Source organism: Candidatus Phaeomarinobacter ectocarpi (genome assembly GCF_000689395.1).
In the GTDB taxonomy this organism is placed as follows: domain Bacteria; phylum Pseudomonadota; class Alphaproteobacteria; order CGMCC-115125; family CGMCC-115125; genus Pyruvatibacter; species Pyruvatibacter ectocarpi.
Map to the genome: position 1 here is coordinate 800,642 of NZ_HG966617.1, position 14,534 is coordinate 815,175.

A 14,534-nucleotide genomic window follows, 5' to 3' on the forward strand; every position below is an offset into this window, starting at 1 on the left:
CGGCGATGCTTGCCGCATGCACAAGCGTGCCTGACCTCGACACACGGCGTCAGGCAGCGTTGGCGTCCGCGCCCGGCGCACTGACCGAAATTATGATTCCCACACGGAGTTTTGATCTTGCAGCCTTCCTGCCAAGCGGATTTGCTCAGGCGGATTCCGGGGCCATTCTTACTGTCTATATCGAGGGAGACGGACTGGCCTGGATCACCCGTTCGCGTCCATCAGATGATCCCACCCCTGCCACACCATTGGTGATGGGCCTGATGAGCTCTGATGGCGCCATGCCGACTGCCTATCTGGCCCGACCGTGCCAGTATGTGGGGGCAGGAAGCCGGAACTGCGAGGCCGCCTATTGGACCAACAAGCGCTTTGCGCCTGAAGTCGTTGCGTCGATGAATGAAGCAATTTCCGCGTTGAAGGCCCGGACGCCCGGAGCGCAGACCATACGACTGATCGGCTTTTCGGGCGGCGGTGTGATTGCGGCTCTGATCGCAGCCCGCCGGCAGGATATTGCTGGTCTTGTCACCATCGCCGCTCCCATGGATATCAACGCCTTCACCAGACATCATGGCGTATCAGGGCTGAGCGGGTCCCTTGATCCAGTCGCGGACAAGGCTGTGCTGTCCGGTGTGCCGCAAATGCACTTTGTCGGTGGACAGGACGGGATCGTCCCTCGATCGATCGTCGACAGTTACCTCCGTTCCCTGGGTGCAACGCCTTGCGCCCGCCTCGTCATGGTCCCCGAGGCGTCTCATATCTCTGGGTGGCAAGATATTGGCTCGGTTATCCATAGTGCCGTTCCCAGATGTGAGGCTGAAGCAGCATGACCAGGGACGCAGGGCCTCAAGGAAATGGTGATCAGCCGGCACAGAATGGCCTGCAACCTCAGGGCGTTTTTCAAACGCCGCTCTGGATACGCCGCGTGATTGACTTCGAGGCGCGCAATAAGGAGATCATGTCATACCTACCCGAACTTCAGCAGCATGACGGAGAGCAGCGCTCCAACATGGGGGGATGGCACAGCACGTCACAACTGCACCTCGACGAACGACTTGCGCCCATCCGTAAGATCATTGGCACCACATGTGTCCAATGCGCCATTGCGATGGATTTCAATTTCGACGCCTACGATCTCGTCTTGAATGAAATGTGGATCAACGTGAACGGTCCGGGCCATAGCAACAAGGCGCATATCCACTCCGGCTCATTCCTGAGCGGGGCCTACTATGTTCAGGTGCCGGAGAACTCAGGCAATATCGAGATTTATGACCCGGTGATTGCCCGTGTCGCGTCTCCATATCCCGTCCGCACTGAGTCCATTTCAAATGCAAATCATATTGCTCATCAATGCGCGGCAGGTGATTTGGTCATTTTTCCCGGCTGGTTGCAGCATGGCGTGCAAATGAATGAAAGCGATGCCGACCGCATCTCCATAAGTTTTAACATGGTCCATAGGCCAAAAACTCATCAGTCAACGGAGTAACTTCTCATGTCACCCTCAGACCCCGAGACACCGCGGTCCTCTCTGGCAGGCTTGTGGCACGATTTGACCACGGCTCAGGCAGTCTTGTTGAGCACGGCCGCCATGGTCTTGCTCATTGGTGGTTTGTATCTGACATCTCAGTCTCACCCAGGGCAGGGCCAGGAAAAGGCCTCGCAGCTAGACTACCTGCCCAATCCACAAGGGGGGATTTGGGTGCGCACAGACGCTGATCTTTATCTGTGTCGTGCCGTTGCGGATGCACCTGGTCAGTGCTTCAGCATGACAACGGACGCGCAACTCACCTACCCGGAGCTTGGCCTTCACTAAAAGGAGTTCTGCCATTGGCGTGGCACCCGGCGGGGGATGGTCAGGACGATTGACGAAGATGCAAAGCATCAAGGGTTCGCGCAACCTGCTCCGGCAACGAGACCGATGAGTCGGTCGCCGTAACGACACCCATATCCATCGCGGCCTTGAATCCCAGAGAGTTGGCCAGCGACGTAGGAATGACGAGGCCGCTAGGCATCTTGCTTTCTTGATCCCTGCCGTCTGCCCACCGCGCATAGCCGTCCCTGACAATAGCCGCCGGCATGCCGCTGCTTACAGCCACCTCCGCCCCGTCCATCATGAATTGCAGGGGGATAACGCGAGCCGCATCCGCCCGTTTTGCAAGTTTGCCCGCTTTGTCAGCATCACCCACGAGACTATGTAGGAGCAGAAAGGCATCGGTATCTTCCGGGTCGCTTGAAAAAAGGCGTGCGTCAATACCGTGGCGGCTCAGTGCGTCCGCAAAGTGTGCGTAGGAGAGCGATCGGTTTGCGGAATCGCTGGCAACGATGAGCACCCTGGGCCGACTAGAATGGGACAACTTCAAGCTCGATATTGAACAACCCAACCATCCTCGTATCCTCTGTAAAGCCGTGGCGTGCAAGAAACTGCGCCAGTGTTTCTGACCGTGCGTCGAAGAAATCGGACCATACACTGATTGGGTGTGGGGCATTCATACTGCTGGTTCCAATTTTGACAGTCGCCTTTTTTACGCGATAGCCAGCACCTGCCAGCACGCCCTCTGCATAGCGTGCTGAATGGGTCATCATGATCCAGCGAGACAGTTCCTCAGCGGGAACATCTGCCAGCGGCGTGTTGGGCATGTGCAGTTTGCGCAGATACTCCAGTGTGGTGATGGTACGCACATTGGCAATGCCGGACATCACCGTTTTCTTGATGGCGCCGACCCCTTCAGTCCCGTACTGCACGCCAAGCTTATGCATCAGCCGCATTGTGAAGTACTGAATCGTCGGCACACCGCGCCCGGCATTGGGCACGGGAAGGATGTCATCGATCTTGCCACGGACGAAACCCGGCGTAACTTCAAATTGCCCGTCGATGACCGGCCCCTTTGGCCGCGGTGTCATCTCCGCTTTGGCATAGGACATCTTGAATGTCCCATCAGACGGATCAAACGAACGAATGATTTCACCGGCTCGGCGGTCGGGATCATAGATTTTGTACCCACCATCTACGCCATCAATTTCCAACTCCGACCGCCACCCGGCCTGCTCGAGCGCGTCACTGATCTGGCGGTCGGCTGGGTCAGCCTGCCTGAAGAAGTCCTCTCCAATTTCGCGGGGTCGACGCTTGTAAAGCGTCTCAACGGCCTTCTCAAATGCATCCGGTGACAATCCGGGATCGGACTCAAGGACTTCGCGTGCATAGCGGGCTTTGACCGGATCAGCATCGTCCAGCAGCCGCGCAATTCGGCTGCCTGCTTCCTCCATAAGGTCGAGAACGTCCGTCCGCGCCCGAGAGACCAAGCGGTCCGTCAGGGCACGACTTTCAGCTGAAAGGCCCGCTTCCCACGCAAAGGCATCATCACCCCGGCGGCCAGCGCCTTCGGCACTTTCAAGTACGGCATCATCAAGGCGCGAGAGCACCCCGGAGCTTGCGAGGTCATCAAGATAGGCGAAGATGTCGTCGGCACTGTCAGACAACGCGTCTGGCAATTCATCGAACCGCACGCCGCGCGTGGGTCGGGCAAGACCCGCATCAATCTCTGGATCACTCCCTCGCAGATTTGGAGGTGTAGTGGGCGCCTCGCCGGCGGCCTGCGCAACGCGGGCCCGCTCCAGTGTCTCTTCGAGTTCCTCAGCAACGGCTTTGGCGCGTGCCGGCACTGCGGCAGCGGCTTGCTCAATTTCAAGCCCTTCCGCCAGCGCCCGCCTGCCCCGCGCGATGCGGGTTATGCGCAGACCTTCTCCAAAGGCTTTGTAGATATCGGGTACATCAACGAGGATGCCGATTGAGGCAAACGCCACTGTTGGAAACAGCTTGCCCATGACGCTGGCCCAGCTGCGGCGGCGGGAGTCAGCCACTTGCAGTCTTTGCATGCCGATGACGTCCGCAGCCGCGAACGCAAAGTCGTATTCTGCGTCCCGGCCAAGCTTGTCTGAAATCTCCGCGTAGGTGGATGCCCCCACATCAATGATGTCGACGGCAAACGTCGCCACGATTGCTGCAGAAGATCCAGCCATGCCGCCCACAATGGCAACGGGAATGGTGGCGATTGCGACCGCCATGGCGGCCTCCCGCCGGTCGGCTTCTCCCAGCTGTTCACCGATGCGTACGGTATCAGCCGCAAACTTCACTGTGTCTACGTGGCCGCGTGCGCGATAGTCAGGCGCCCAATAAAGCGGTTTATCCGCAGGGACCATGAGCTTGGTTTTGGCCAAGGCGGCGACCGCATCAAAGTCATGGCCTGTCAGCTTGAGCAGATCTTCGACATTACACTCGTCGATCTCCCGCGCGTCCTTCGCCGTCTTGAACATGAGATCGATGTATTTCCGCAGTGCCTCGCGCGTGGCGCGCAGTGCCCATGCCTCGACATCACTGGTGCGTTTGTCATGGACATCACCAATGACGGACTTGTGGAATGACCAGTCGAATGCCGTGGGCTGGCCATCAATGCCCGTGACTTCGATGCGGGTGAGGGGCGATTGCCCCTGCAGGATGATCGGCTCCATGGCCCTTCGGAATGCGAGTATCTCCTCATCTGATTCAATTCGTGAGAAGCCTGTCCTGTTTCGATCCATCTGGCGCGCAAATGTATCTCGCATCAACATCATCGCGGCATGCTGTGCGACCGTGACTTTACTCTCGAACGAGCCGGGTATCGGGAAGCGCGATCGACCTGAATTGATGAGCCACTCTGAGATCGTTGCAGCCTCAGATCGTTCCGTCACAACACGGTCGGCATTCTCCACCCCGGCGCACGCGGCCGCTGACGCCAGCCAGGTGTTCCAGCTTCCTCCGACGGCTGTATCCGTTGGCGTATTGAAAATCGTCGCCTGCGTCATCGAAGGTGGAATTGAAATAATTCCGGGCGACGAGATCATCGCAAAAATGCGCGCACCCTGACCGCCGTGAATAATGTGTGTTTTGGCACCGCCTTCGCCGGCTTGAATGGACTTGTCTGCCGCAACACGTGGATCGTTACGTATGAACTCGGTTCTGTAGATGCGTGGGTTTTCGGCGCTGCGTATCGCCGGAATGCCCTCGCCGTCGCCAATCAGCATGCCTTTCTTGGCGCTGGTGCTCAGTGAGGCGCCAGGCGCCACCGAAGCGACCACGACGGGAATCTGGTCCACGGGCAATTTGTATTTGGTCTCAATCTCTATCCGGAAAATTTCGCCCGTATAAAGAATGCCGGTGGGTTCGTGTCGATCGCCAAGCCGCTCCACTTTGCGGACAATGCGGATGGTGGCGGTGTTGTCGCCGAACTGCAGAAGCCATGCGGCTTCCGAGCCGCCATATTTGAACGTCTGCCAACCTGGAATGACTTTTTCATCTATGGTTGCCCGAAGAATAACAGCGTCGAGTTCGTCAACATTGCCTGCCTGAGACTCGTCCAATCGGTCTTTCACGATCTTCCGACCACGGACAAAGTCGTCCATGTTGTGGTCGTCTTCGGCAACCTCGCGCCGGTACCCTTCACGCGCAGCTTCACGGGATTCATAGTCTGACAGGCGGGCAATCTCACTATAGGTAACGCCGGGAGAGCCACCTTTGATCTCTATCGAGCGGCTCCAGTCACGCGGCAGGTCTCGCCCAAATACAAACAGCGTGCGCATCTTGCCCAGGTCTTCACCCCCTGGACGGAACGGGTAGCTGTAGTAGGGCAGGTTGGTCCCGTCGGAGAACATTTCCTTTGCCAACTGGTCCTGGATTGGAACCACGCCAAAAACCTTGGGCTCGTGGCGCTGCCAGGATTCACGACCAGACGCCCACCAGACGCCGTCGTCGTCCTGCTCCAGGCCCCCGGCGCGGCCGCGTCCATCCTCCGCGCGACCGAGGAAGGGATGCACCCGGTAGCGCCAGTGGCCAACGAGTGCGGTCTCGCTGGTCGGTTTGAGCCGGACCTCAATAAAATCCAGATCGGTCTCGGGCATGGGCGCAATCTGTGCCTCGACCTCCTCGGTGCCGCCTTTGAGTGTGATGCTTGTAATTTCCGGTGCACCGACGGCAATCATTTCTTCGGGGAAACCTTCACCGGTCTTGCGCGCGCCCTCAGGGCTGGGACCCATGAATGTCAGGACCAGCTCATCGCCCTCAATTGCTGCGCTATATGCAGTTTTTGGTGTCTGTTGTCCGTTCTTTGGATCAACCAGAGTAATGGTGACGGTCTGATCTTCGACTTTGGCCTCACCGGCGACGCCGCCAAGGTCATCATCCAGGTAGAAGATCTTCCAGCTGCCCTCGAGCAGTTCCCAGGTGAGGTGTGTTGAGGTTTCCTCGCCAAAGTCAAACCACTGAGCTGATGCACTGGGGAGGTTCAGCAGGAGGAAAGCTGCAACGCCCATCAGCCACGCCGACCAGGCAGGACGAAATTTGTAGTGCCAGCTCATCGCGAAGCCTCCGCACCCGCCACCGATGCTTCAGCATGGGCCACGTCCCACATCAGATAGAGAATGTCGCTCCGCAGTACCGTGCGGTCTTCCTCCGTTGGATAGAGCAGAACGTCATGTGGACGCTCACCGCCATAGTCTATTTCCAGGTTGTAGACCTGACGGGCGGCAGGCAGCTCCAGTCGGCCTTCAACCGCGAACGGTGACCCATAGTCCAAAGGATCGCTCAGCGGTTCATAATCACCGGTCCCGTTCGGTCGAACAAAACGAGCAACGATCTCGGGCGGTTTTGGCGCCCATATGTCGCCATCATGACTGAGCGACCAGACCACATTATGCGTCTGTCGCTCGTCAGTAATGTTCCGGGCGTTCGAGTCCGGGTTCACGTCAATTTTGTAGTGTTCGGATGTGATGTTGACGCGCCCCTTTATTACCTCCCCGGTACCGGCCGCATGGACGATGGTGCGACGCCAAAACAGGTCATCCTCTCTGCGGTATGAAATGCGTTCGCGCGTCGCAGAGCCAGGACTGAAACTATGCTGGGCGTCGAAGTTGTTTATGTCCTTTTTGCCTGGATAGTATGGTTCTTTTGGAATCTCGCCAGGTTCATTGGTGATGCCGAACATCGCCATATCGATCATGACCAGCGTGTCTGTTTCCAGCGGCGGTAGCTGAAGTGGCGTTGTTGCGTTGAAGTAGGGCGTGCCTGAACCATCCACGAGCCGCCCACCTTCCTCCCGCATCACTGCAAACTGGTTTCGCAGTCCATCCGGAATCTGGTCTTCAGAAGTTGCCCAAACAGATGCATCAGCCTCATACGGACCGATCCACCATGCAACTCGTGCGATTTCATACAGGGCTGCAAGAAAAGGGTCGCGGACATTGTTGTGATACAGCCCGGGCACCAAGACCAGCATGCTTTCAAGGTGCTCTGGAAGATCGACACCAGTGAGATCCAGTGTCATGCCGCGCTTGATCTCTTCGTATTCCTCGATAAGAACGGCAACCCGCGCCATGTCTTCAGGAACGAAGCGCCACACGACAGCGGAGTAGGTTCGATGTGGGCCATTGTCGAGCGCATCGAACTCTTGTGAATTTACTCGCGGCATCTCCGTGGTACTGCTAACCGGATCCTCCCAAGAGCCGGTAAAGTCCGAGGAAAAAGTGCCGCCCTCAAGATGTACCAATGTGTCGGAAGAAACGGGCTTTGTGTTGGCTGGGTCGTAGTCTCGGTCCTCGATCACCGTGTAGAACTGCAGTCCCTGCAAGACCCGGATAAGCAACTCTGCGTCTTCCGAACGTGACTTCATGTAATCGATGACGACTTGGGCCTCTTCGGCAATAGGTTCGTACGACTCTTTCGTTTTTATGTTCTCTAGCCATGTCGCAATTGAGTTCTGCCAAAGTGCAAGTTGAACGCTTATGCCGTCGTGACCGTAACCATCGTAACTGTCATAGGTGGCCAAACGTACAGAAACCGAAGCAGGCCCGTAGTGCCACTCATCGTGTGTGTTGTTCCAGCGATCTCTTGAGGGGTCTTCCCAGCGGTAAATGCTGTGCCCTGTTCGCGTCTTGTGGATTGTAAGAACCCAGGAATCTTCAGCATTCGGAAGAATGCGTTCATAAGCTTCCGTCAGCCAATCCGTGTCAGCCCTTTCTGGTTGGCTGGCCTCACTGCGAAAGACGTCACGTGGTAGACGCTCCGCCTCTGCATTGTCAGGCGGATCAGGGAGGTCCGGTATGTCGAGCTCCGGAAGCGCAATGTCAAGCGCCTCGAAGACCGGCATTTCAAAGTCCGGAACTTCAAATGTCGGTGCCTCAAAAACCTCAGGTTCAAACGTCTCTGGTTCAGAACTTCCCGGTTGCGGGTCTTGAGCCGCAGCATGAGACGACAGAACCAGAAGGGCTACCCCACCCAGAGCACCCATCAAGCCGTGCCTGTAATTCATAGCCGCTCCCTGTTTGTCAAAGAGGCAGCAGAGGCCGCAACGCATTCCGCCGCGCGTGGTTCTTGCCTTATCTCAACTCACGTCACTCGGTTACCGACACAATCTCAATTGAGTCGATCATCAACATGATTTCGCCTTCTGCTTGCTCATACTTGCCAATGGTGAATGCCAACTCACCAGGCGAACGCAGGGATGTCAGCGGGTCGGTTGTAAAGACAATCGGTTCACCCGCGTCCGTCTTGTCACCGCGATACGCGGAGACATGGTAGCTTCGCCCGCGCTTGTGTAGCGACAAGCGAATGGGTTGCGTCTCGTTTTCGGCGAGTTCCGCCCGGAAAGGAGCTTCCTCCATGGCACCGCAGCCGAACTGGCTTCCGATAATGGGGATGTTGAACTGGGTCAGCACACCCTTTGACGATTTGAGGTTTCCAAGACCCGCGGAGCTGCAGTTGCAACAGCCGATGCTGGTGTAAAACTGAGATGTCAGAAAGTTCAGCGAGTCGGTGTAAAGACCAAACATGATGACATCGCGTCCGGTCTTTATCTCACCGGTGAACACCATGTTGGCATCCCAGTCGCCTTCCGGCAGCGGTCGCTTCAGCACCACAACATTCTGTGCGGTTTCGACACCAAAGCCGCCGACAGCGCTGTTGATCATCAGCAGGCTTCCGTCTTCAACGAGATAGGCGTCCTCGTTGGGGTTGTTGATGACCCAGTCCTCGCTGAGCTTCGTATCGAAGTCATCAAAGAAGTACTGGCTGGACGTCGGTTCGGCGACAGGCTCCGGCTCAGGTTCTGGTGCCGCTTCGACAACATCCACAACTTCCGCAAGCGCCACTTTGAGTTCGCTGGCGCTGGACGCATTGTAGTAGGAGCCGTTGCCTTTTTCGGCAATGCACTCCAGCTGCTCGCGCGCCGCACTATCCACGTCAAATCCAACCGCATGAACTTTGGTGTCGACACCGGCACCAGCAAGGTCAGCGGCCACAGCACATGGGTCGCCGTTACATGTTTCGATACCGTCAGAAATCAGGATGATATTGTTGTTTGCATCATTGGTTGCAAAGGTCTCGCCGGCTGCCTGAAGCGCGCCGGCTATGGGAGTCTTGCCAGTCGGCTTAAGCTCGTTGAGTTTCGCAATGAGGTCTTCCGGCGTTGCCGCACCAAGCCCTGCCAGAACCTCAATGTCATCACATGCGCCTTCCGAGCGGTGGCCATAGGCCAGCAGTCCGATCGTTGTTCCGTCACTCACATTGCCAAGCAGGTCAGTCATGACCTCGCGGGCAGTCTCGATCTTGGCGGTGCCATCAATCTGGCCCCACATGGAGTTGGATGCGTCCAGAATGTAGACCACGTTAGTGGCAGCTGTGGCCGGGAGCGCTGTCGCAGCCGCTCCCACCGACAGGACAATTGCAGACAAGGCGGCGCGAAAACGCATCTTTCTCTCCCCGAAAAGACCTTTGTTCGGCAGGAAAAGTCTCCCTACAGACGGCAATGCTATACCGAGTCCATGCCCACGCGTATCATCAATTGTGATGATGCAGGCGAGGTCGCAGAAAATGTGACATTCTGCGTAACAGGCAAGACAACAGGGTGTAACTCAAAGTGACAAAGCTCCAAGAAGCGCATGTGAAAGGCGCAAAAACCGAGCCATTGCTCGAGCACACTATTTCCGATGCTCTGACCCATGCGGCGGCCACCTGGCCTGAGCAGGACGCTGTCGTATCTGTCCACCAAAACATCAAATGGACCTATGCGCAGCTCAAACAGAAATCCGAAGCTCTTGCTGCAGGCTTGCACAGACTTGGATTGCGCAAGGGTGACCGGATCGGCATCTGGGCGCCCAATATGGCGGAGTGGACGCTGACGCAATTCGCGACCGCACACCTCGGCCTGATCCTGGTCAATGTGAATCCGGCCTATCGCGTTTTTGAGCTGGACTACGCTCTCAACAAGGTTGAGCTGAAAGCACTCGTTACGCCCGTCTCCTATAAGACGAGTGAATATGCGGCGATGGTGGAAAGTCTGGCACCTGAGATTGCGGACCTCACCCCGGGCGAAGAATTGACCGCACAGGCATTGCCTCACCTCAAGCACCTGATCCTGATCGGTAATGATGCGCGACCCGGCTGGCTGTCGCTGAATGACCTCAGCGCGGACCCGACCATCCAAGAGCTGGAAACCGTCCGTAGAATTGCAGCAGGTCTTGATGCTGCAGAGCCGATCAACATTCAGTTCACCAGCGGCACCACCGGAATGCCCAAAGGGGCCACGCTCTCGCACCGGAATATTCTGAACAACGGGAATGCAGTCGGGCACAATATCGGCCTTATGCCCGGGGACCGTCTGTGCATTCCTGTGCCGCTCTATCACTGCTTCGGCATGGTGATGGGTAACCTTGGGTGTCTCACCCATGGGGCAGCCATGGTCTATCCGGCGCCTACCTTTGATCCCGGTGAAACCCTGAAAGCAGTTGAAGCTGAAAAGTGCACAGGACTCTATGGTGTCCCGACAATGTTCATTGCCGAGCTCGCACATCCGGACTTTGCAAGCTTTGACGTATCGTCTCTGCGCACCGGCTGCATGGCCGGCTCGCCATGTCCTGTGGAAGTCATGAAACAGGTGGTGGGCGACATGCACATGAAGGACGTCACGATCGCCTATGGCATGACGGAAACCTCGCCGGTCAGCTTTCAAAGCACCGGAGATGATCCGCTCGACAGACGCGTCTCAACCATCGGTCGTGTGTTGCCACATGTTGAATGCAAGATCGTGGATGAGAATGATCAAACGGTTGCACCGGGCGTGCCAGGCGAGCTGTGCACAAAGGGCTATTCCGTAATGATCGGCTATTGGGGCGATGAAGAAAAAACCGCCGAGGTTCTAGGTGCCGATGGCTGGATGCACACAGGAGATCTCGCAACCATCGACAACGCCGACTATGGCAACATTGTCGGGCGTATCAAGGACATGATCATCCGCGGCGGCGAGAACATCTATCCCCGAGAAATCGAAGAATTTCTCTTCACGCATCCGGCAATTGAGGACGTTGCCGTACTGGGTGTCCCGGATGAGAAATACGGCGAAGAGGTCTGTGCCTGGATTCGACTGAAGCCGGGCACGAGCTTGTCTGCGGATGACGTGAAGACTTTCTGCGACGGTCAGATCGCGCGCTTCAAGGTGCCCCGGTACATCGAGTTCGTGGATGAGTTGCCGATGACTGTCACCGGCAAGATCCGCAAAATCGACATACGCGACGCCATGGTGAAGAAGCTTGGTTTGTCTGCCGCAAAAACGGCCTGAGCTCTTTCGCCTATCCCATACCGCCGTCGCATCGCACAATGGCGCCTGTCGTAAAGCTCGATGCCGGACTGGCAAGATAGAGCGCCGTCGTAACGATTTCCTCCGGCTTGCCAGGGCGCTGCATCGAGTTGTCAGACTTCTCCCTCGCTTCCTCGCTCCAGGCTTTGGAGATGTCGGTCAGGAAGGGGCCCGCTGAGATTGTGTTGACCCGAACACTTGGCCCGTACTCCCGCGCCAGCGACACGGTCATCGCATTGAGTGCAGCCTTGGCACCGGAGTAGGGCACCGCCCATGGCAACGGCACCAGTGCCCCGCTGGACGACACATTGATGATCACACCGCCGCCTGCGTCCACCATGCGCTGGGCGACGTGGGCGGCAAGTCTGAACGGACCTTTGAAGTTCAGGTCCACCACCATATCAAACAGTTTTTCCGTCACCTCATGGGAAGGAACCGCGGGTGACTTGCCCGCATTGTTGACCAGGATATCAATCCGGCCCCACTCGTCGTAAATGCGATCTGCAAAAGCACCGACATCGTCCCACTTGGATGCGTCAAGGGCCAGGGGGAGGGCGCGGCGACCAAGTGCCTCGACCTCTTTGGCAACGCCTTCGCAGGCATCCAGTTTCCGGCTGGCAATGACGATGTCTGCGCCACGCTGGGCAAATGCCAGTGCCATTTGACGGCCAAGCCCGCGCGAGCCACCGGTGATGACAGCGATTTTGCCGCTTAGATCAAAAAGATCGTCCATTTGGTTTCCTTGAATTCAAATTTCTGTTCGCGATCAACCTAGTGGTCAGCCTCGCAGCCGGTCAATGTGATGCAAGACGGTCAGCCTCAGGGCTTCCATATCGGGGCACCATGGAGTTAGTGTGTCTCATTAATAATAAGTCCTAGGGACGGCTCGGGGGATACGATGGCTACTTTTGATTTACGCATACTCTTGGCAGCAGGTGCCGCATTGGCATTGGTAGCCTGCGGAGACACCGGAAATGACACCGCTGCGGACGCAACTGCGCCGGAGCCTGCGGAAGTCAGTGAAGTCACAGCGGCTGAAACCGTCGCGCCTGAAACTGAGAGCGTTGCGCCGGTAGCAGCAGCACCAGCTGACACAATGGCCACCGACGTTTTCTGGGGCGACACTCATCTGCACACATCCGACTCTGCTGATGCGTTTGCGTTCGGTGCGCGGCTTGGACCGGAAGCAGCGCTCAAGTTTGCAAGCGGTGAAAAGGTTACCTCGACAACAGGCACGGAAGCGCAGCTTTCACGTCCGCTGGACTTTCTGGTGATTGCAGATCACGCAGAAGGTCTGGGCGTCACGCGGGAAATCTACAATGGCAACCCGGCCTTGATGACCGACGAAAGACTCGCCCGCTGGAGCAAGATGCTTCAGGCCGGTGGCAAGGAGTCCGCTCAGGCAACGCTTGAACTGATCGACGGCCATACCAAAGGCACAAACCCGGAAGTGCTGGGTGATCCCAAGGTCATGGGTCCGATCCTCAAGAACCTCTGGCAGAGCCGCGGTGATCTGATCGAGCAATATAACGAGCCGGGCACATTCACAGCGTTCGTGGGCTACGAGTACACGTCCGTACCCAAAGGCGACAACATGCACCGCGTTGTCGTGTACAGGGATGGACCTGAGATCACCAATAATGTGTTTCCGTTCTCCTCGACCGTAAGCGAAGACCCCGCTGATCTTTGGACAGCGCTGGAGCAGTATGAAGCGAAGACGGGTGGTCAGGTTCTTGCCATTCCCCATAACTCCAACCTGTCAAACGGCCGCATGTTTGCCCTCGTGGACTTCGAAGGCGCTGCAATTGATGCGGAATACGCAACACGGCGCGCGCGCTGGGAACCGATCGTTGAAGTCACGCAGATCAAGGGTGACTCAGAGTCCCACCCTTTCCTGTCTCCAAACGATGAGTTTGCGTCCTATGGTGACGCAGGGTGGGAAGACGGCAATCTGAACATTGTCGGCAACAAGACGCCTGAGATGCTTTCAGGTGACTATGTGCGTGAAGCCCTCAAGCGCGGCTTGACCATTGAGAAAGACACCGGCGTCAATCCTTTCAAATTCGGGATGATTGGCTCAACGGACTCCCACACGGCATTGGCGACTGCTGACTCGGACAATTTCTTCGGCAAGCATACTGGTGTGGAGCCAGGAAAACGGCGCGCCAACAAGACGGATGGAGGCGGAAGCAGTGACGGTATCCGTCGTCTTGGCTGGCAGTACCTTGCGTCAGGCTATGCAGCTGTTTGGGCCAGGGAAAACACTCGCGAAGCCCTGTTTGACGCGATGATGCGCAAGGAGGTGTATGCCTCGACAGGACCGCGCATCCAGCTACGCTTCTTCGGCGGCTGTGATTTTGTTGCAGAAGATGCCGAAGCATCAGATTTTGCGACCCGTGGATATGCCAAGGGCGTTCCCATGGGCGGTGATGTGGCAGCATGTGCTGACGGCGCGGCACCCTCGTTCCTTGTCCATTCGGTCATGGATCCTGATGGGGCCAATCTTGATCGGGTGCAGATCATCAAGGGCTGGGTTGATGCCAACGGCGAAACCCAGGAGCAGGTCCATGATGCGGTCTGGTCTGATGATCGTGTGCGAGATGCAGACGGCAAAGTTCCTGATGTCGGCAACACGGTTGATCTGTCTGGCCCTAGCTGGACCAACACGATTGGCGCTGCTCAACTGGCCACGGTCTGGACAGATCCTGATTTTGATCCAACGCAGCGTGCTTTCTACTACGTGCGGACAATCGAGATTCCAACACCGCGCTGGACGGCATATGATGTGGTTCGCTACGGCACCGAATTGCCGGAGGGTGCTGAACTCATCAATCAGGAACGTGCCTACTCTTCACCGATTTGGTACGACCCCGCGTAAGG

The 14,534-nt window shown here is 57.1% G+C and carries 10 protein-coding genes; 5 read left to right on the plus strand and 5 right to left on the minus strand.

The features are described from left to right. The first annotated feature begins 26 nt into the window (after positions 1-26). From BN1012_RS03835 to BN1012_RS03845, 3 genes are read left to right on the plus strand one after another with little or no spacing between them, the layout of a single operon-like run. On the plus strand, positions 27-827 hold the full coding sequence (locus BN1012_RS03835) for an alpha/beta hydrolase (protein WP_145973409.1): 801 nt from the start codon (positions 27-29) through the stop codon (positions 825-827). Continuing rightward, positions 824-1,483: a TIGR02466 family protein gene (locus BN1012_RS16615; RefSeq protein ID WP_052534512.1), complete on the plus strand. Its 660-nt coding sequence runs from the start codon at positions 824-826 to the stop codon at positions 1,481-1,483. The genes BN1012_RS03835 and BN1012_RS16615 overlap by 4 nt, the downstream gene beginning before the upstream one ends. A gap of 6 nt (positions 1,484-1,489) precedes the next feature. Further along, positions 1,490-1,810, plus strand: a complete 321-nt coding sequence (locus BN1012_RS03845) for a hypothetical protein (RefSeq protein WP_043948598.1) — start codon at positions 1,490-1,492, stop codon at positions 1,808-1,810. A gap of 40 nt (positions 1,811-1,850) precedes the next feature. Here the strand turns inward: BN1012_RS03845 and BN1012_RS03850 are convergent, their stop codons facing one another. From BN1012_RS03850 to BN1012_RS16620, 4 genes are all read right to left on the minus strand, one after another. Continuing rightward, positions 1,851-2,183, minus strand: a complete 333-nt coding sequence (locus BN1012_RS03850; protein WP_145973410.1) for a hypothetical protein — start codon at positions 2,181-2,183, stop codon at positions 1,851-1,853. Positions 2,184-2,337: 154 nt separating this feature from the next. Further along, entirely contained in the window at positions 2,338-6,384 is a 4,047-nt protein-coding gene (locus tag BN1012_RS03855; RefSeq protein ID WP_043948600.1) for a hypothetical protein, read from the minus strand. Beyond that, positions 6,381-8,312, minus strand: coding sequence for a hypothetical protein (locus BN1012_RS03860; protein ID WP_043948601.1), 1,932 nt, complete (start codon positions 8,310-8,312; stop codon positions 6,381-6,383). The genes BN1012_RS03855 and BN1012_RS03860 overlap by 4 nt, the downstream gene beginning before the upstream one ends. 103 nt (positions 8,313-8,415) lie before the next feature. Then, positions 8,416-9,771, minus strand: coding sequence for a vWA domain-containing protein (locus BN1012_RS16620; protein WP_052534514.1), 1,356 nt, complete (start codon positions 9,769-9,771; stop codon positions 8,416-8,418). Positions 9,772-9,938: 167 nt separating this feature from the next. Here BN1012_RS16620 and BN1012_RS03870 point away from each other — a divergent pair, with 167 nt between their 5' ends. Then, positions 9,939-11,636 carry an AMP-binding protein gene (locus BN1012_RS03870; protein ID WP_043948602.1) on the plus strand — a complete coding sequence of 566 codons (1,698 nt, stop codon included), beginning with the start codon at positions 9,939-9,941 and terminating at the stop codon, positions 11,634-11,636. A 10-nt stretch (positions 11,637-11,646) separates the two neighbouring features. Here the strand turns inward: BN1012_RS03870 and BN1012_RS03875 are convergent, their stop codons facing one another. Beyond that, positions 11,647-12,387: an SDR family NAD(P)-dependent oxidoreductase gene (locus BN1012_RS03875; RefSeq protein ID WP_043948603.1), complete on the minus strand. Its 741-nt coding sequence runs from the start codon at positions 12,385-12,387 to the stop codon at positions 11,647-11,649. Positions 12,388-12,552: 165 nt separating this feature from the next. Between BN1012_RS03875 and BN1012_RS03880 the strand changes: the two genes are divergently transcribed. Continuing rightward, positions 12,553-14,532, plus strand: coding sequence for a DUF3604 domain-containing protein (locus tag BN1012_RS03880; RefSeq protein WP_081826193.1), 1,980 nt, complete (start codon positions 12,553-12,555; stop codon positions 14,530-14,532). Positions 14,533-14,534: the final 2 nt, after the last annotated feature.

Coding starts and splice junctions, on each gene's coding strand:
- BN1012_RS16615 (WP_052534512.1), top strand. CDS start 824: ATGACCAGGGACGCAGGGCCTCAAGGAAATGGTGATCAGCCGGCACAG.
- BN1012_RS03845 (WP_043948598.1), top strand. CDS start 1,490: ATGTCACCCTCAGACCCCGAGACACCGCGGTCCTCTCTGGCAGGCTTG.
- BN1012_RS03855 (WP_043948600.1), bottom strand. CDS start 6,384: ATGAGCTGGCACTACAAATTTCGTCCTGCCTGGTCGGCGTGGCTGATG.
- BN1012_RS03860 (WP_043948601.1), bottom strand. CDS start 8,312: ATGGGTGCTCTGGGTGGGGTAGCCCTTCTGGTTCTGTCGTCTCATGCT.
- BN1012_RS16620 (WP_052534514.1), bottom strand. CDS start 9,771: ATGCGTTTTCGCGCCGCCTTGTCTGCAATTGTCCTGTCGGTGGGAGCG.
- BN1012_RS03875 (WP_043948603.1), bottom strand. CDS start 12,387: ATGGACGATCTTTTTGATCTAAGCGGCAAAATCGCTGTCATCACCGGT.
- BN1012_RS03880 (WP_081826193.1), top strand. CDS start 12,553: ATGGCTACTTTTGATTTACGCATACTCTTGGCAGCAGGTGCCGCATTG.